Source organism: Streptomyces sp. NPDC002324, assembly GCF_053593335.1.
In genome coordinates, this window is record NZ_JBSFCF010000001.1 from 419955 (window position 1) to 436125 (window position 16171).

Below are 16171 nucleotides of genomic sequence, written 5' to 3' on the forward strand. Positions count from 1 at the left end.
ACACGGATTGGTAACGGCAGCAAGAATGCGGATGTGACGTCACGCTGAGCAGTTTCCGCGTGGTGTCCGTGTTTCGGGGTGGGCCGGTCCGCATCGCAGAGCGACGGCCCGGAGAAAGAACGGGCCGAGGAGGGCCGGGTGACGACCTATGACGATCGAGCGAGCCTCACTGATCTGACCAGCACTGTGGAGCGAGTCCGCAGTTCGGTCGAAGGAGTGATCGAGGGCAAGCCTGAGGTCGTACGGCTTTCGCTGACAGTGCTGCTCGCCGAGGGGCATCTTCTGATCGAGGATGTGCCCGGCGTCGGCAAGACCATGCTGGCCAAGGCACTGGCGCGGTCCATCGACTGCTCGGTGCGGCGTATCCAGTTCACGCCGGACCTGCTGCCGTCGGACATCACGGGTGTGTCCATCTGGGATCAGCAGCGCAAGGAGTTCGAGTTCAAGCCGGGCGCGATCTTCTCGCAGATCGTGATCGGCGACGAGATCAACCGCGCCTCGCCGAAGACGCAGTCCGCGCTGCTGGAGTCGCTGGAGGAGCGCCAGGTCACGATCGACGGCACGACGTACGAGCTGCCCAGCCCCTTCATGGTGGTGGCCACGCAGAACCCCGTGGAGATGGAGGGCACCTACCCGCTGCCGGAGGCCCAGCGCGACCGCTTCATGGCCCGCGTCTCCGTCGGCTACCCCAGTCCGGAGGCCGAGCTGCAGATGCTCGACGTCCACGGCGGCGTCTCGCCGCTGGAGGACATGCAGCCGGTGGCGCACGCGCACGAGATCGTGAAGCTGATCGAGGCCGTCCGGGGCGTGCACGTCGCGGAAACGGTCCGGCGGTACGCGGTGGACCTGGTCGGCGCCACCCGTAGTCACCCCGATCTCAGACTCGGCGCCTCGCCGCGCGCCACGCTGCATCTGCTGCGCGCGGCGAGGGCGACCGCCGCCCTGAACGGCCGGGACTACGCCCTGCCGGACGACATCCAGTCGCTGGCCGTGGCCATCCTCGCCCACCGGCTGCTGCCGACCGCGCAGGCCCAGCTCAACCGCCGGACGCCGGAGCAGGTCGTGCAGGAGATCCTGCAGCGCACGCCGGTACCGCAGGCACCCCAGGCGCAGAGCGGCTTCGGCTCGGTCCACGCCACGCCCGCGTACCCGCAGCAGCCGCCGCGGAGGCTTGGATGACCACCCCCGGGCCGGCGCCCACCCCGGAGCAGGACAAGGGCGGGCTGCGCACGGCCCTCGCCGGCCTCACCACGCGCGGGCGCTCGTTCCTGGCCGCCGGCATCGCGGCCGCCATCTGCGCGTACGTCCTCGGGCAGAGCGATCTGCTGCGGGTGGGCCTGCTGCTGGCCGTGCTGCCGCTGGTCTGCACGACCGTGCTGTACCGCACCCGATACCGGGTCGCGGGCAGCCGCCGGCTCTCCCCCGCGCGGGTGCCGGCCGGCGGTGAGGCCCGCGTCCATCTGCGGATGGACAACGTCTCGCGGCTGCCCACCGGGCTGCTGATGCTCCAGGACCGGGTGCCCTACGTGCTCGGTCCGCGCCCGAGGTTCGTGCTGGACCGGGTGGAGGCGGGCGGCCGCCGCGAGGTGTCGTACCGCGTCCGTTCCGATCTGCGCGGCCGGTATCCGCTGGGTCCGCTCCAGCTGCGCCTGACCGACCCGTTCGGCATGTGCGAGCTGACCCGGTCCTTCTCCACGTACGACACCCTGACCGTCGTCCCGCGCGTGGAGGCGCTGTCGCCGGTGCGGCTGGGCGGGGAGGCGAAGGGGTACGGCGACGGCCGGCAGCGTTCACTGGCGCTGGCCGGCGAGGACGACGTGATCCCGCGTGGTTACCGGCACGGCGACGACCTGCGCCGGGTGCACTGGCGTTCGACCGCGCGCTACGGGGAGCTGATGGTGCGCCGCGAGGAGCAGCCGCAGCGCGCCCGCTGCACGGTGCTGCTGGACACCCGGGCCGAGGCGTTCCTCGGCGCGGGCCCGGACTCGGCCTTCGAGTGGGCCGTCTCCGGCGCCGCCTCCATGCTGGTCCACATGCTCGAACGGGGCTTCTCCGTACGGCTGTTGACGGACACCGGCAGTTCGGTGCCCGGCGAGGGCGCGGACGGGTTCGCGGGCGCCAGCCAGGAGTCCGCCGACGCGGCGGGACTGATGATGGACACCCTCGCGGTGATCGACCACTCCGACGGATCGGGTCTCTCGCCCGCGTACGACGTGCTGCGCGGCGGTAACGAAGGGCTGCTGATCGCCTTCCTCGGCGACCTCGACGAGGAACAGGCGACGGTGATCGGCAAGATGCGCCAGCGCGGTGGCGGGGCGGTCGCCTTCCTGCTGGACAGCGAGGCGTGGACGACCGAGGCGGGCGAGGTGCCCGGTGCCGGGAGCGCGAGCGAGGAGTCGCTGCGGCTGCTGCACGAGGCGGGCTGGACGGCGCTGACCGTCCCTCGGGGCGCCTCGCTGGCGGACCTGTGGCGGCAGGCGGACCGGCAGCGTCTCGGTGTGATGTCCGGGAGCGGCATGGAGGGACGGTCATGAGCGGGCGGGCGAGGCTGGCGCTGTGCGCCTGGGCCGCGACGATCATGGCGGCGTGCGCACTGCTGCCTCTGGTCGACCCGGCGACCTGGATCTTCCAGGCCGCCCTGATGCTGGGTGTGCTGACCGGCGTGGGAGCGCTCACGCGGCGGGTCCCGCTGGCCCGGCCGCTGACCGTGGCCGCGCAGGCGCTGGTCGCGCTGATGATGCTGACGCTGGTCTTCGCCCGGGAGCAGGCGGTGGCCGGGATCGTCCCCGGTCCGGAGGCCTTCCAGCAGTTCGCGGAGCTGCTGCGGGCGGGCGCCGACGACGTCGGGCGGTACGCCATCCCGGCCCCGCTGAGCGACGGCATCCAGCTGATGATCATCGGCGGTGTGCTGGTGATAGGCCTCATGGTCGACGCGCTCGCGGTGACGTTCCGCAGCGCGGCCCCGGCAGGCCTGCCGCTGCTCGCGCTGTACTCGGTCGCGGCGGGGCTCTCCGACGGCGCCGCGTGGCTGTGGTTCCTGCTGGCCTCCGCCGGCTATCTGCTGCTGCTCCTGACCGAGAGCCGCGACCGGCTCTCCCAGTGGGGCCGGGTCTTCGGCGGTGCGCCCCACGGTCCGCGCGCGGAGTCCGCGGGCGGCGCGGTGGCCCCGGTCCGCACCGGTCGGCGCATCGGCGCGGTCGCGCTGGGCATCGCCCTGGTGGTGCCCCTCGGACTGCCCTCCCTCGACGGGGGACTGCTGAGCGGTACGGGCACCGGCATCGGCGGGGGCTCCGGCGGTGGCACGATCTCCGCGGTGAACCCCGTGGTGGCGTTGAGCGGCAGCCTGAACGTGGACGAGGACCGCCAGGTCCTGTCCTACCGCACCAACACGGACAACATGCAGGAGATGTATCTGCGGATCGTCTCCCTGGACAGGTTCGACGGCACCTCCTGGACGCCGACCGAGCGCTCCATCACCGGGGTTCCGGAGGAGTTCGGCACCCCCATCGGCCTCGCCTCCGACGTGAAGCGGACCTCGATCGAGACCCGGATCGTCGCGGCGCAGGACTACGAGCAGAACTGGCTGCCGATGCCGTACCCGGTCACGAGCGTCGACATCGACGGCGACTGGCGGTTCGAGCCCGTGGGACGCACGCTCGTCGGTGACCACGGCCAGAACACCAAGGGCGCGCGGTACAAGGTCGAGAGCCTGATCGTGCAGCCCACGGCGGAGCAGCTGGCCTCGGCGCCGGAGCCGCCCCCGTCCCTGCGGCGGGAGTACACCAAGGTGCCGGCCTCGCTGCCGCCGGTGGTGGCGAAGACCGCGCTGGACGTCACCAAGGGCGCGACGAACGACTACGAGCGGGCGGTGAAGCTGCAGGACTGGTTCGCGTTCAGCGGCGAGTTCACGTACGACACCGAGGTGCGTTCCGGCACGGGGGCGCGCGCGATCGCCCGGTTCCTCCAGGACAAGGAGGGCTTCTGCGTCCACTTCTCCTTCGCGATGGCGTCGATGGCCCGCACACTGGGCATACCGGCCCGGGTGGCCGTGGGCTTCACGCCCGGCACCCCGCAGACGAACGGCACGATGTCGGTGGGCCTGCGCGACGCGCACGCCTGGCCGGAGCTGTACTTCGAGGGCGTGGGCTGGACCCGCTTCGAGCCGACCCCCAACCGGGGCTCGACTCCCCCGTACACGGTTCCGGAGGAGTCCGGCACCGGCGGTCTGCCCGATGTGCCCCGGCCCTCGCAGTCGGCGTCCACGGCGCCGTCGGCCGTGCCGTCGGCGAGCGAGAGCTGCACCCCGCAGGAGGTGAAGCTGGGTGCCTGCGCGAGCGAGTCCGCGGCGGCCGTGGCGGATACGGACGACGAGGAGCGTTCGCTGTGGGGTCTGCTGTTCTTCTCGCCCTGGACCCTGTTGATCCTGCCGGGTGCTCTCCTGCTGCTGGCGATCCCGTTGCTGCCGATGCTGTGGCGGCTGCGGGTCCGGTCCGTGCGGCTGGGCGCGCATGACGGTGCGGTGCCGAAGGGTGACCGCGGGCCCGCCGTCGCGCGGGAGGTGACCGAGGAGGCGGACGGACCGCAGGGCTCCCTGGCCCCGGCGGGCAGAGCCGACGGGTTCGGCCGTACGGAGGCCGCCGCGGCCCATGCGCTGGCCGCCTGGCAGGAGGTGACCGACACGGCCTGGGACTACGGGATCACGCCGGACGAGTCGCTGACGCCTCGCAAGGCCGCCGCACGGATCGTGCGGATCGGGGAGCTCGAACCGTCGGCCGCTGACGCGGTGCACCGGGTGGCGGCGGCGGTGGAGCAGGTCCTCTTCGCTCCGCGTCCGCAGGTCCCGGCGGGTCTGGCCCGGGACGCGCACCAGGTCGCGGTCGGCCTTCGCAAACACGCCGACCGCCGGACGAAGCTCCGGGCACTGCTGCTGCCGCGTTCGACCGTTCGGGTGTTCTGGTCCCTTTCCGCCCGCTGGACGAACGCCCTGGAGGAGCTGCTGTCCCGTGTCCCGACGCCACGCCTGCCCTGGAGACGCCCCTCACCCGGCCGGCCCGGCTGACGGCCGGCGGCTCGCGGGCTCCGCTCACGTCTGCCCCCGCCTGGGTTCGCCGGGCGGGGGCAGACGTGTGTGGGTCATAGGGGGCGGGTCCGTGGCGTCGTCCGCGGGTCCGTGGCGTCGTCCGTGCCGCGCACGGTTGACCGTCTGGGGCTGGGGCCGGGCGACGGCTGGGGCTGGGCGACGGCCGGCTCCACCCCGGCGGTCGCCCGAGCACGCCGAAGCAGCCGTCACCGGAGAGGGTGCGGCTGTTCGATTTCAGGTTCCGGTTTCGGGCGTACGCGAAGGGTGACCGCCCCTCGGGTGGTCACCCTTCGTCCGTTTTCAGTTCAGCTGTGACTGTCGGATCGGAGATCCGGCGGACTCAGTGGCCGCCCTGCTCGTCACGACGACGCTGCCAGCGCTGTTCGATTCGGTCCATCATGGAGCGACGCTGTCGGGCCTGACGACGCGCGCCGGCGGAGCCTGCGGCACCGGCGGGCTGCTCACCCGGCTTGGGGGCCTTGCGCCAACCGGTGACGGCGAGCACGGCGCAGCCCAGCATGACGAGGAACCCCACCACGCTGACCCAGATCTGCTGTGCGACCATTCCGGCCATGAGGAGCGCGATACCCACCAGAAAGCCCGCGACCGCCTGGTAGACCCGCCGCCGGGTGTACGTACGCAGCCCGCTTCCCTCGAGCGCTGACGCGAACTTGGGATCTTCGGCGTACAGCGCTCGCTCCATCTGCTCGAGCATGCGCTGCTCGTGCTCTGAGAGCGGCACGGAGTCCTCCTCATCGTGCGGTCGCCGGAGCGACCCGGGGGGTCCTCTTCAGGATAGGCAGGGAATCGCCCCCTTGAAACCCGCCCCTCTACGCCAATTCGCCAACCGGGACCCGCCATGGCACCCCGACTCGCTGAGGTGTGAATTCCCCAGCGGACGGCCCGTCATGCCGGAACGGTCTCCCTCGATCATACGGCTCCGAGCGCCCGATCGGGGGGCCTGTGGCGTACTCCATCCGCCGCCGAGCCCCTGATCAGGGGGTCACCCCATTCGTCCCGGGGGCCGGATCAGGACCCGGCGGCCCCTCGCGTCTCGCCCAGCACATGAAGTTGGGTCGCCACGGAGTGGAAGGCGGGCTGTTCGGCGACCGCGGCCTCCAGCTTGAGCAGGGCGTCCAGGGCGCCCGGCTCGGTGTCGACGAGGACGCCCGGGACGAGGTCGGCGAAGACCCGCACGCCGTGCACGGCGGCGACCTCCAGGCCCGCGCCCTCGACGAGCGCGGTGAGCTGCTCGGCGGTGAAGCGGTGGGGAACCGGATCACCCTCGCCCCAGCGTCCGTTCGGGTCGTCGAGCGCCTGCCGGGCCTCCTTGAAGTGCCCGGCGAGGGCCCGCGCGAGGACCGCGCCGCCCAGGCCGGCGGCGAGCAGGCTGAGCACACCCTCGGGGCGCAGCGCGGCGACCGCGTTGCCGATGCCCTCGGCCGGGTCGTCCACGTACTCCAGGACGCCGTGGCAGAGGACGGCGTCGTACCCGCCGCGCTCGGCGACGTCGAAGAGGCCGTGGGCGTCGCCCTGGACGCCGCGCACACGGTCGGCGACGCCGGCCTCGGCGGCCCGGCGCTCCAGCGCGAACAGCGCGTTCGGGCTGGGGTCGACGACGGTGACCCGGTGGCCGAGGCGGGCCACGGGCACCGCGAAGTTGCCGCTGCCGCCCCCGGTGTCCAGGACGTCGAGCGACTCGCGTGCCGTGGCCTTCACCCGGCGGTCGAGGGCGTCTTGCAGGACCTCCCAGACCACGGCGGTACGGAGGGAGGCGCGGGGGCGCATCGGGTCCGACACGGCAGTTGACTCCTCGGCGCGGCACCGCCTGGCGTACGGCGGAGCGATGGGCTTGCGTCTCCACCGGGCCCGGGGGCCGCGATGGAGGGTGGCGACTGCCCCAACCCTAATGGGCGGCGCCGGGGCGGTCGGTCAGCCCGCGTCCGGGACCCCAGGCTCGCCGTCCCGCCGGGGCTGGGGCAGCACGGGCTGGAGCACCAGCATCCGTTCGACCAGGCGCAGGAACATCGCCACGTCGCGTATGAGGTCGTCGGCGTCCCGTGCGCTCGCCGCGCCCTGGATGCCCGCCTCGGCACGCGCCCTGCGGGCGGCGCCGGAGGCGAACAGCGCGCTCCACTCGGCGAGTTCGGGCGCTATCTCGGGGAGCACCTCCCAGGCACTGCGGATCTTCGCGCGGCGCTTAGGGGTGAGTTCGGGGCGGCCCCGGGCGGCGAGCACCGCGGCGGCGGTGCGCAGGGCGGCCAGGTGGGCGGTGGCGTACCGCTCGTTGGGCGCCTGGTGGGCGGACGCCTCGTCGAGTCCGGAGCGGGCCTGGGCGAGCAGGTCGAGGGCGGCGGGCGGGGCCGTCGCCCGGCGCAGCACGGGGTGCACGTCGCTCGCCGGGCCGGTCAGTGAGGGGGCAGGGCCGGTGGCGCGGCGCCGGTTGGCGGCTGCTGCGTGGTGGCTGGCCATGACGAACCTCCTGTCGTCTGCGGACGACACGCTCTGACACGAGGTGCCGTATGTGCCCATCGTGCGGTATGCCACTGACAATCCGTTCTGACCTGCTCTTTTGCTTCGATCAGAAGTTCGGAGTAGTTTTTGCACTGACCAGTCAGTTTAAAGAAATGCAGAGGGGCTCGGGAGCATGGGAGAGCCACGGGAGGCCGACGCCCGGCGGGAAACGGCCGGGGGCGTCGCCGTCGGAGCCGAGGGGTTCGGGCTGAAGGGGCCGCGCGGGTGGGCGTTCCGGGGCCTCGGGTTCGAAGCCGAGCCCGGTGCGCTGATCGCGGTCGAGGGGCCGTCCGGGTCGGGCCGGACCTGTCTGCTGCTCGCGCTCACCGGACGGATGAAGCCGAGCGAGGGGCACGCCACGGTCGGCTCCCTGCGGCTGCCGAAGCGGATGGCGGCCGTGCGCCGCGTCAGCGCCCTCGCCCACGTCCCCGGTGTGACCGACCTGGACCCGGCCCTGACCGTCGGCGAGCACCTGCGCGAACGGGCCCTGCTGCAGCGGCGGTTCGACGGCTCCCTGCGCGGGCTGCTGCGGTCCCGCGCCGAGCGCGCCGCCGAGGCGAAGGGCCGGATCGAGGCCGCCCTGACCGCCGCCGGTCTCGATCGCGAGGCCCTGCCCAAGGGCTCCCGGACCGCGGTACGCGACCTGGACCGGATGGATGCCCTGCGGCTGTCCGTCGCCCTCGCCCTCGTCGGCCGGCCCCGGCTGCTCGGCGTCGACGACACCGACCTGAAGCTCTCCGACGCCGAACGGGCCCAGGTGTGGGCCCTGTTGAGGTCTCTGACCGAATCCGGCATCACGGTGGTGGCGGTGTGCAGCGAGGCCCCGGAGGGGGCGGTCGTGGTGTCCACGGCGCCGGAGAAGGACGCACGCGCGCGTGCGGGCACGGGCGACGACAGCGACAGCACCGACACCGTCGATCCCGCCGACGCCACCGAGACCACTGACACCACCGAGACCATCGAGACCACCGGCGACATCGACCACAGCGCCACCACCGAAGCCACCGAAGCCACCGAAGCCACCGAAGCCACCGACAAGGAGTCCGCCGATGCGCTCGCCGAAACTGGCCGCTCTTGAGCTGAGGCGCTTCGGCCGGGGGAAGCTGCCGCGCGCCGCGCTGGTCTCGCTCCTGCTGCTGCCGTTGCTGTACGGCGCTCTGTACCTGTGGTCCTTCTGGGACCCGTACGGGCGGCTCGACCGCATCCCTGTGGCCCTGGTGAACGACGACAAGGGGGCGTCGGTCGGCAAGGAGCGGCTGACGGCGGGTGACGACATCGCCGAGGGGCTGCGCGAGAGCGACACCTTCGAGTGGCACCGGGTGAGCGCCGCCGAGGCCCGCGCCGGTGTCGAGGACGGCACGTACTACCTGTCGCTGACCATGCCGAAGGACTTCAGCGAGCGGATCGCGTCGAGTTCCGGGGACGTGCCGGAGACGGGCGCCCTCCAGGTGCGGACGAACGACGCGAACAACTACATCGTCGGGCAGATCTCGCGGACCGTGTTCTCGGAGGTGCGGACGGCGGCGTCGACGAAGGCGTCGCGGTCGTTCCTGGACCGGATCTTCATCTCGTTCTCGGACCTCCACGGGCAGACCGAGAAGGCGGCCGACGGCGCCGACGACCTCAAGGGCGGCATCGACAAGGCCGAGCAGGGCTCCAAGAACCTCGCGGACGGTCTGCGGACGGCGAAGGAGGGCAGCGGGAAGCTGTCCGGCGGTCTCGACGACCTGGACAAGGGCGCGGGCGACCTGGAGGACGGCGCCCAGCAGGTGGCGGACGGCACCGGGAAGCTCGCCGACAAGGTCGGCGCCGCGGCGGACCAGGTGCGGCCCTTCCTCGCGAAGAACGGCGACACGATCGCCGACACCGCCACCCTGGTCGCCGACTCGGCGGCCACGATCCGGGACCACCTCGACGCGTTCGTGACGACGGCACCGGCCGCCGCGACCGGCACCCGGGCCGCCTCCGACACCCTCGACGACGTGTACGGGCGACGCTGCGAGGAGCCGGTCCTGCCCGACGCGGCCTGCGCGGACCTGAAGAAGGCCAAGGACGCGGCGGCGCAGGCGGCCACGCTCGCCGAGGACGTGAACACCGTGGTGAAGAACTACGACGGTGACCTGAAGGCCTTCGACAAGGACCTGGAGACCCTGGAGAAGCAGGCCCGCGCCCTCGCGAAGGCCGCGCCCACCCTGTCCACCGACCTCGACGACGCCGTCGCCAAGGTGAACGCCCTCGACAAGGGCGCCACGAAGGTCGCCAAGGGGGCCAAGACGCTGCACACCGGTCTCGGCACCGCCAAGACGGGCGCGGAGGACCTGGACACGGGCGTCGGCGCGCTGAAGACGGGCGCGGTCGACCTCAAGGGCGGCATGTACAAGCTCGCCGACGGTTCGGGGAAGCTCGCGGGCGGTCTGCACGACGGGGCCGAGCAGATCCCGGACTACGACGAGCAAGCCCGCGACAAGCGCACCGAAGTGATGGCCGACCCGGTGCGCCTGGCCACCAGGGACCTGCACAAGGCGCCCAACTACGGCACCGGGTTCGCCCCTTACTTCATCCCGCTGTCCCTGTGGGTGGGCGCCATGGTGGCGTACATGCTGATCCAGCCGCTCAACCGGCGGGCCCTCGCGGCGGGTGCCTCGGCGTGGCGCATCGCGCTGGCGGGCTGGCTTCCGGTCGCCGCCCTGGGCGTGCTGCAGACGGTCGCGCTGATGGCGGTGCTGCACTGGGCGGTCGGCCTGGAGATGGCGAGGGCGGCTGGGACGGTGGGCTTCCTGTTCCTCGTGACGGCGTGCTTCGCGGCGATCGTGCAGTGGCTCAACGCGCGCTTCGGGGCGGCGGGCCGGATCCTCGTCCTCGCCTTCCTGATGCTGCAGTTGACGTCCGCGGGCGGCACGTACCCCGTGCAGACCAGCCCCGGCTTCTTCAACGCGGTCCACCCCTTCCTGCCGATGAGCCATGTCGTCGACGCACTCCGCAGGCTCATCACCGGTGGCGGTCTCGGCCCGGTGTGGCAGGCGTGCGCGGTGCTGGTGGCCTTCACCGCCGGCGCCCTCGCGCTGACCGCCCTGTCCGCCCGCCGCAAGCAGGTGTGGACCCTGGACCGACTGCACCCGGAGTTGAGCCTGTGACCGCGCACGGCACGGTTCCTGTGACAATCAGGGCCATGGAAAGCACCAACGCCCCCGGCGGCGCAGGCGGGGGCCGCCGCGAGGCGACCCGGCAGAAACTCTACGAAGCGGCCGTCACCCTCATCGCGGAGCAGGGGTTCTCCGCGACCACGGTGGACGAGATCGCCGAGCGCGCCGGTGTCGCCAAGGGCACGGTCTACTACAACTTCGCGAGCAAGTCGGTCCTCTTCGAGGAGCTGCTGCGGCACGGCGTGGGACTCCTCACCGCCTCGTTGAGCGAGGCCGCCGAGCGGACCGCGCGGGAAGGCGGCAGCAGGGTCGACTCGCTGGACGCGATGATCCGGGCCGGCCTCGTCTTCATCGATCGCTACCCGTCCTTCACCCAGCTGTACGTGGCCGAGCTGTGGCGCACCAACCGTGCCTGGCAGTCCACGCTGATGGTCGTCCGGCAGCAAGCCGTCGCGGTCGTCGAGAGAGTGCTGCGCGAGGCCGTCGAGGGGGGCGAGCTGAGCGACGAGATCGATGTCGGCCTGACGGCGTCCGCCCTGGTCGGCATGGTCCTGGTGGCCGCGCTGGACTGGAAGGCGTTCCAGCCGGACCGCTCCCTGGACGATGTCCACGCGGCGCTGTCCCGGCTGCTGCAGGGCCGGGTGAGCGGAAACCGCTGACCGGGCCGGGACGGACGAGAAGCGCCGGCCCGAACTGGCAGCGTCCCCCGCGTGCCACCTCGAACCGGCGCTTTCCCGATCCCCCGTGCTCCCCCGTACTCCCCCGTGCCTCGCTCCCGCCGACTCCCGTCGACGGAAGGAGCGGTCGGAGCGCGGATGCCGTTCCGCCGCCCCGTGTCGGCGGTACCGCGGCCGCGCCCTTTCCCGTGCCTCCACCTTCTCCTTCGCGCAGGTCGGAGCCCATCCGCGCGCGTACTCATCTCACCCGCTGAGTACGTGTACTCAGCCCTGCGTACTCAACCCCAGCCCCGCCTGTTGCCGACTGGTGACGATCACGCCCGCGTTCGTACTCGCCGCGGGGCCCGGCCGCTCCCGCGAAAGTCCGGGGAAGCGGCGCCCGATAAGGTCGCCGACATGGCAAGAATCGCGGTGATCGGCGCCGGCCTCGGCGCCATGGCGGCCGCCGCCCGGCTGGCCGTCGCGGGCCACCACGTGGTGGTGCACGAGAGCACGGAGACCTACGGCGGGGCCGTGGGCCGCTTCGAGCGCGACGGCTTCGTGTTCGACACGGGTCCCGGGCTGCTGCCGCTGCCCGCCGTCTACCGCGACCTGTTCGTCAAGACCGGCAAGGAGCCGCTGGAGAAGTGCGTCGACCTGGTCCAGGTGGACCCGGCGGCCCGGCACGTCTTCGCCGACGGCACCGACCTTCGCCTTCCCAACGCCTCACGCGCGGGCGTGGTCGCCGCCCTGAACGCCGCGCTCGGCCCGGGCGCCGGCGACCGCTGGGGCGACTTCCTGGTGCGGGCCCGCGAGGCCTGGGACCACACCCGGCGGCCCCTTCTGGAGGAGCCGCTGCGGCCCGACCGAACGGTCCTCGCCGAGCGCGAGCCGTACCCCTCGGTGCCCCACAGGCGTCTCCTGCGCACCCGCCGCGCCACCACTCTGGCGGAGGTCGGCGCGTGGGAGCTGCGCGACCCCCGGCTGACGGCCCTCCTGGAGAGCCACGCCCTCGCGTACGGTCTGGATCCCCGGTCCGTCCCGGCGAGCGCGGCCGTCCTGCCGTACATGGAGCACGCCTTCGGGACCTGGTACGTCCGGGGCGGACTGCGGGAGTTGGCGCGGGCGCTGTACGAGCGGTGCCTGGCGCGGAAGGTCGAGTTCGTCTTCGGCGCCGAGGTCACCGGGATCGTCGAGAAGGACGGCCGGGCGGCCGGCGTGGAACTGGCGGACGGCTCGGTCGCCGAGGCCGACTTCGTGGTCGCCGGGGTCGCTCCCGATGTGCTGGAGCGAGGGGTGCGGCGGTCGGCCGTACGGAGCGAGGGCGAGGTTCCGGCGCAGCGGGGGGCGCCGAGCCGGCTGACCGTGCTGCTGGCGCTGCGGGGCGGTCGGCCGGAGGGCACGGCGCACCGGACGGTGGTGCACGCGCAGGACCGCGACGCCGAGCTGGACCTCCTGTTCGGCCCCTCCCCCGGGACGGTCGCGCGGCCCACGGTCACCGTGCTGCGCCCGGACGATCCGGCGCCGGTGCCGGACCCCGGCCATGAGGCGGTCACCGTCACGTGCGTGGTCCCGGCCGGGGAGCCGGACGCGGTCGAGGGGTACGCGGAGCGGCTGATCACCGCGGCCGAGCGTGCCGTCCCCGATCTGCGGGAGCGCCTGCTGTGGCACGAGGTCCGCACCCCGGCCGACATCGCCCGGACAACCGGTGCGCAGGGGGGCGCGATCCCGGCCCCGGCGCTCGCGGCGGCCGGCGGAAGGTTGCTGCACCCGTCCAACTCCACCGCGACACCGGGTCTGTTCACCGTCGGCGGCTGGTCCCACCCCGGCGGCGGCCTTCCGCACGCCGGGATGTCGGGGGCGCTGGTGGCCGGGCTGATCGTGGAGGGACCCGGTTTCCGCGGCTCACAGTGAGACGCCGGGGCTCATCGGGGCCCCGGCGTCCTTCGGAAAGCTGCGGAGAAGCCTTCAAAAACGGTACTGCTGCTCGTCGTAGCCGTTCTGGCCATTGCCATTGCCGTTGCCGTTGCCGTTGCCCTGGTACGGGTACTGCTCGTCCGCCGGGAGTTCGGAGCCGAAGGGGTCGTCGGTGTTGCGCTGTTGCGGTACCCAGACACCGCCGGGCGGGGTCTCGCCGTAGCCGCCGTTGCCGTACTGATCCTGGCCGTAACCCTGTTGCGCGTATCCCTGCTGCCCGTAGGACTGGTCGTACGAGGCCGTGGCGTCGTACGTCTGTGTGCCGATGTACGGGTCCGAGTAGGCGGCGTACTGCTGCTGGTTCGGGTCGTAGCCGTAGCCCTGCTGCTGGTCGTAGCCGTAGTAGGCGAAGGCCTCGTCCTGCGCGGACTGGTCGGCGGTCGCGTAGGGCTGGTCGGCGGCCCCCGCGTAGGCGTTGTCGTCGCGGTAGACGCCGTAGGTGTTCGTGTCGTCCGGCATGGGCTCCGGCGAGTACACGGTGGCGGGGGCGGACTGCGGGCGGACGAACACGTCGTCGTCGCGGTCGTCGAACGGGTCGTCGCCCTGCCGGTACGTTCCGGCGGCGGTGGAGTCCAGGTCCATGGCCTCCAGGGCCGGGTCCTGGGCCGGCTCGCCGCGCCGCCGCTTCTTGCCGGCCTTGGCGAACCCGGACTTGGGGGGCTTGACGCCGTCCTGCCCCTCGCTCTCGCCCTCGCCGGTGCGCGGTCGGACGGCCCACCCGGCCTCGAAGCCGCGGCGGAACGAGAGGGTGACGTAGGTCTGCCCGGTGGCGAACGCGATCGCGCCCAGCGCGATGACGATCACGTTGGGGATGAGCACACCGAGGACGACACAGAGGAAACCGGCGAAGGCGAGCAGCCGCCAGCGCAGACGCGCCTTGTACTGCAGCAGCACCTCACCCAGCAGCCACAACGCGACGACACCGAACGCGATGTAGAGGACCGTCCAGCCCATGTACGCCCCTCTCCCTGTGGCCGCTACGCAGTGTGTCGTACGCGAGTGCGACCGGTCTAGGCCCGTGACGGGTGGTGCGGACCCAGGTTCTCGTAGATTTCCAGAGTCGCGGTGGAGTTGTTCAGGGTGATGAAGTGAAGTCCGGGGACTCCTTCGTCCAACAGCCTCGCGCAGAACTCCGTGGCGAACTCGATGCCAATGGAGCGTACAGCGGCCGGATCGTCTTTGGCTGTGACGATCCGCTCTTTCAGGGCGTTCGGGATGGCGGCGTTACTGAGTTGCGGCAACCGTTCCAGCATCTTCACGCTGGTGACGGGCATGACCTCCGGGATGACGGGGGTCTCGCAGCCGGCCTTGGCCACCGCGTCCCTCAGACGCAGGTACGACTCCGGCTGGAAGAACATCTGCGTGATCGCGTAGTCGGCGCCCGCGCGGCACTTGTCGACGAAGCGCGCCACGTCGCTGTCCCAGTCCGGGGAGCGCGGGTGCATCTCCGGGAAGGCCGCGACGCCGACACAGAAGTCGCCCGACTCCTTGATCAGTCGGACGAGTTCGGCGGCGTAGGTCAGGCCCTGCGGGTGCGCGATCCACTCGCCCATCGGGTCGCCGGGCGGGTCGCCGCGGACCGCGAGCATGTTGCGGATCCCGGCGTCCGCGTACTGGCCGATGATGTTGCGCAGCTCGGCGATGGAGTGGCTGACCGCGGTGAGGTGGGCGACCGGGGTGAGGGTGGTGTCGGCGGCGATCTGCTCGGTGGCCTTCACCGTGCCGGCCCGGGTGGAGCCGCCGGCGCCGTACGTCACGGAGACGAAGCTGGGGGCGACCGCCTCGATCCTGCGCAGGGCGTTCCACAGGTTCCGCTCGCCCTTCTCCGTCTTGGGCGCCCAGAACTCGAAGGAGTACGTGGTCCTGCCCGTGGCGAGCATGTCGCGCACGGTGCGTGCGTGATCAGTCCTGGTCGAAGCGGTTCCTAGGGCCATACCGGCAGGTTAGTCAGGTCACGGCCGTCCCCCAACCAGAGAGGGGAAATTTGTCCGCTTTGCCGACCTGCTGTCCACGCCTTGGACAGCCGTGGGCGGCGGCCGGACCGGTCAGAGGGCCCGCAGGCGCTCGGTGAACTCCGCCGCGGCGGCTCCGGGGTCGTCGGCCTCCGTGATCGCCCGGACGACGACGGCCCGGCGGGCGCCGGCCTCGACGACCTCGTCGAGGTTGCCGAGGTCGATGCCGCCGATGGCGAACCAGGGGCGCTCGGTGCCGAGGGCGGCGGTGTACCGCACGAGGTCCAGGCCGGGGGCGTGGCGGCCGGGTTTGGTCGGGGTGGGCCAGCAGGGGCCCGTGCAGAAGTAGTCCACGCCTTCCTGGACGGCCGCGGCGGCCGCCTCCTCCTCGGCGTGCGTGGAACGGCCGACGAGGACGCGCTCACCGAGGATGGCGCGGGCGGCGGGGACCGGAAGGTCGCCCTGGCCGAGGTGCAGCACGTCCGCGCCGATGGCGTGCGCGACGTCCGCGCGGTCGTTGACGGCCAGCAGTCTGCCGTGCCGCCGGCACGCGTCGGCGAAGACCTGGAGGTGCTCCAGCTCCTCGGCGGCCTCCATGCCCTTGTCGCGCAGCTGCACGATGTCCACGCCGCCACCCAGGACCGCGTCCAGGAACTCCGGCAGGTCGCCCTGGCGCCTGCGGGCGTCCGTGCAGAGGTAGAGCCGGGCGTCGGCGAGCCGGGCTGCGGCGTCGGGCATGGGTGGGTCCCCCGTCGGCGGTGGGCCGTCGGTGCGGCGTACGGGACCGCGCCCCTCATGGGCCACGGCTTCCGTACGCCGTCCGGGCGGCTGCGTCGGTGCTGTCTCGGT

The 16171-nt window shown here is 72.4% G+C and carries 13 protein-coding genes; 7 read left to right on the forward strand and 6 right to left on the reverse strand.

Translation table 11 applies throughout. From position 1 onward, the window contains the following. Positions 1–138 precede the first annotated feature (138 nt). The 3 genes from ACWCRJ_RS01780 to ACWCRJ_RS01790 are packed head-to-tail and all read left to right on the forward strand — an operon-like array spanning position 139 to position 5059. A complete protein-coding gene (locus tag ACWCRJ_RS01780) occupies positions 139–1179 on the forward strand; it encodes an AAA family ATPase (protein ID WP_450937387.1) in 1041 nt (346 codons plus the stop codon). Continuing rightward, positions 1176–2534 carry a DUF58 domain-containing protein gene (locus tag ACWCRJ_RS01785; protein WP_450937388.1) on the forward strand — a complete coding sequence of 453 codons (1359 nt, stop codon included), beginning with the start codon at positions 1176–1178 and terminating at the stop codon, positions 2532–2534. The genes ACWCRJ_RS01780 and ACWCRJ_RS01785 overlap by 4 nt, the downstream gene beginning before the upstream one ends. Next, positions 2531–5059: a transglutaminase TgpA family protein gene (locus ACWCRJ_RS01790; RefSeq protein ID WP_450937389.1), complete on the forward strand. Its 2529-nt coding sequence runs from the start codon at positions 2531–2533 to the stop codon at positions 5057–5059. The genes ACWCRJ_RS01785 and ACWCRJ_RS01790 overlap by 4 nt, the downstream gene beginning before the upstream one ends. A 361-nt stretch (positions 5060–5420) precedes the next feature. Here the strand turns inward: ACWCRJ_RS01790 and ACWCRJ_RS01795 are convergent, their stop codons facing one another. The 3 genes from ACWCRJ_RS01795 to ACWCRJ_RS01805 all read right to left on the reverse strand — a co-directional run bounded on the left by ACWCRJ_RS01795 (position 5421) and on the right by ACWCRJ_RS01805 (position 7552). Further along, complete coding sequence (locus ACWCRJ_RS01795; RefSeq protein WP_046913833.1) at positions 5421–5822, reverse strand: DUF3040 domain-containing protein; 402 nt, start codon at positions 5820–5822, stop codon at positions 5421–5423. Between the two features lie 287 nt (positions 5823–6109). Beyond that, positions 6110–6880: a methyltransferase gene (locus ACWCRJ_RS01800; RefSeq protein ID WP_046913834.1), complete on the reverse strand. Its 771-nt coding sequence runs from the start codon at positions 6878–6880 to the stop codon at positions 6110–6112. Between the two features lie 132 nt (positions 6881–7012). Further along, positions 7013–7552, reverse strand: coding sequence for an SAV_6107 family HEPN domain-containing protein (locus tag ACWCRJ_RS01805; protein ID WP_020115262.1), 540 nt, complete (start codon positions 7550–7552; stop codon positions 7013–7015). 175 nt (positions 7553–7727) lie between these two features. Here ACWCRJ_RS01805 and ACWCRJ_RS01810 point away from each other — a divergent pair, with 175 nt between their 5' ends. The 4 genes from ACWCRJ_RS01810 to ACWCRJ_RS01825 all read left to right on the forward strand — a co-directional run bounded on the left by ACWCRJ_RS01810 (position 7728) and on the right by ACWCRJ_RS01825 (position 13307). Further along, positions 7728–8672, forward strand: coding sequence for an ATP-binding cassette domain-containing protein (locus ACWCRJ_RS01810; RefSeq protein WP_450937390.1), 945 nt, complete (start codon positions 7728–7730; stop codon positions 8670–8672). Further along, entirely contained in the window at positions 8644–10728 is a 2085-nt protein-coding gene (locus tag ACWCRJ_RS01815; RefSeq protein WP_450937391.1) for a YhgE/Pip family protein, read from the forward strand. Before ACWCRJ_RS01810 ends, ACWCRJ_RS01815 begins: the two co-directional genes overlap by 29 nt. 35 nt (positions 10729–10763) lie before the next feature. After that, a complete protein-coding gene (locus tag ACWCRJ_RS01820; RefSeq protein WP_450937392.1) occupies positions 10764–11396 on the forward strand; it encodes a TetR/AcrR family transcriptional regulator in 633 nt (210 codons plus the stop codon). 414 nt (positions 11397–11810) lie between these two features. Further along, entirely contained in the window at positions 11811–13307 is a 1497-nt protein-coding gene (locus ACWCRJ_RS01825; RefSeq protein WP_450937393.1) for a phytoene desaturase family protein, read from the forward strand. Between the two features lie 54 nt (positions 13308–13361). Here the strand turns inward: ACWCRJ_RS01825 and ACWCRJ_RS01830 are convergent, their stop codons facing one another. The 3 genes from ACWCRJ_RS01830 to thiE all read right to left on the reverse strand — a co-directional run bounded on the left by ACWCRJ_RS01830 (position 13362) and on the right by thiE (position 16060). Then, positions 13362–14324 carry an SCO2102 family sporulation regulator gene (locus ACWCRJ_RS01830; RefSeq protein ID WP_450937394.1) on the reverse strand — a complete coding sequence of 321 codons (963 nt, stop codon included), beginning with the start codon at positions 14322–14324 and terminating at the stop codon, positions 13362–13364. Between the two features lie 56 nt (positions 14325–14380). Continuing rightward, positions 14381–15304: a methylenetetrahydrofolate reductase [NAD(P)H] gene (gene metF / locus ACWCRJ_RS01835; RefSeq protein WP_046913840.1), complete on the reverse strand. Its 924-nt coding sequence runs from the start codon at positions 15302–15304 to the stop codon at positions 14381–14383. Between the two features lie 111 nt (positions 15305–15415). Next, positions 15416–16060 (reverse strand): thiamine phosphate synthase, encoded by a 645-nt coding sequence (gene thiE / locus ACWCRJ_RS01840; RefSeq protein ID WP_450937395.1) that lies wholly within the window; start codon positions 16058–16060, stop codon positions 15416–15418. Between the last annotated feature and the right edge of the window lie 111 nt (positions 16061–16171).

Coding starts and splice junctions, on each gene's coding strand:
- ACWCRJ_RS01785 (WP_450937388.1), top strand. CDS start 1,176: ATGACCACCCCCGGGCCGGCGCCCACCCCGGAGCAGGACAAGGGCGGG.
- ACWCRJ_RS01790 (WP_450937389.1), top strand. CDS start 2,531: ATGAGCGGGCGGGCGAGGCTGGCGCTGTGCGCCTGGGCCGCGACGATC.
- ACWCRJ_RS01805 (WP_020115262.1), bottom strand. CDS start 7,552: ATGGCCAGCCACCACGCAGCAGCCGCCAACCGGCGCCGCGCCACCGGC.
- ACWCRJ_RS01810 (WP_450937390.1), top strand. CDS start 7,728: ATGGGAGAGCCACGGGAGGCCGACGCCCGGCGGGAAACGGCCGGGGGC.
- ACWCRJ_RS01815 (WP_450937391.1), top strand. CDS start 8,644: ATGCGCTCGCCGAAACTGGCCGCTCTTGAGCTGAGGCGCTTCGGCCGG.
- ACWCRJ_RS01820 (WP_450937392.1), top strand. CDS start 10,764: ATGGAAAGCACCAACGCCCCCGGCGGCGCAGGCGGGGGCCGCCGCGAG.
- ACWCRJ_RS01825 (WP_450937393.1), top strand. CDS start 11,811: ATGGCAAGAATCGCGGTGATCGGCGCCGGCCTCGGCGCCATGGCGGCC.
- ACWCRJ_RS01830 (WP_450937394.1), bottom strand. CDS start 14,324: ATGGGCTGGACGGTCCTCTACATCGCGTTCGGTGTCGTCGCGTTGTGG.
- metF (WP_046913840.1), bottom strand. CDS start 15,304: ATGGCCCTAGGAACCGCTTCGACCAGGACTGATCACGCACGCACCGTG.
- thiE (WP_450937395.1), bottom strand. CDS start 16,060: ATGCCCGACGCCGCAGCCCGGCTCGCCGACGCCCGGCTCTACCTCTGC.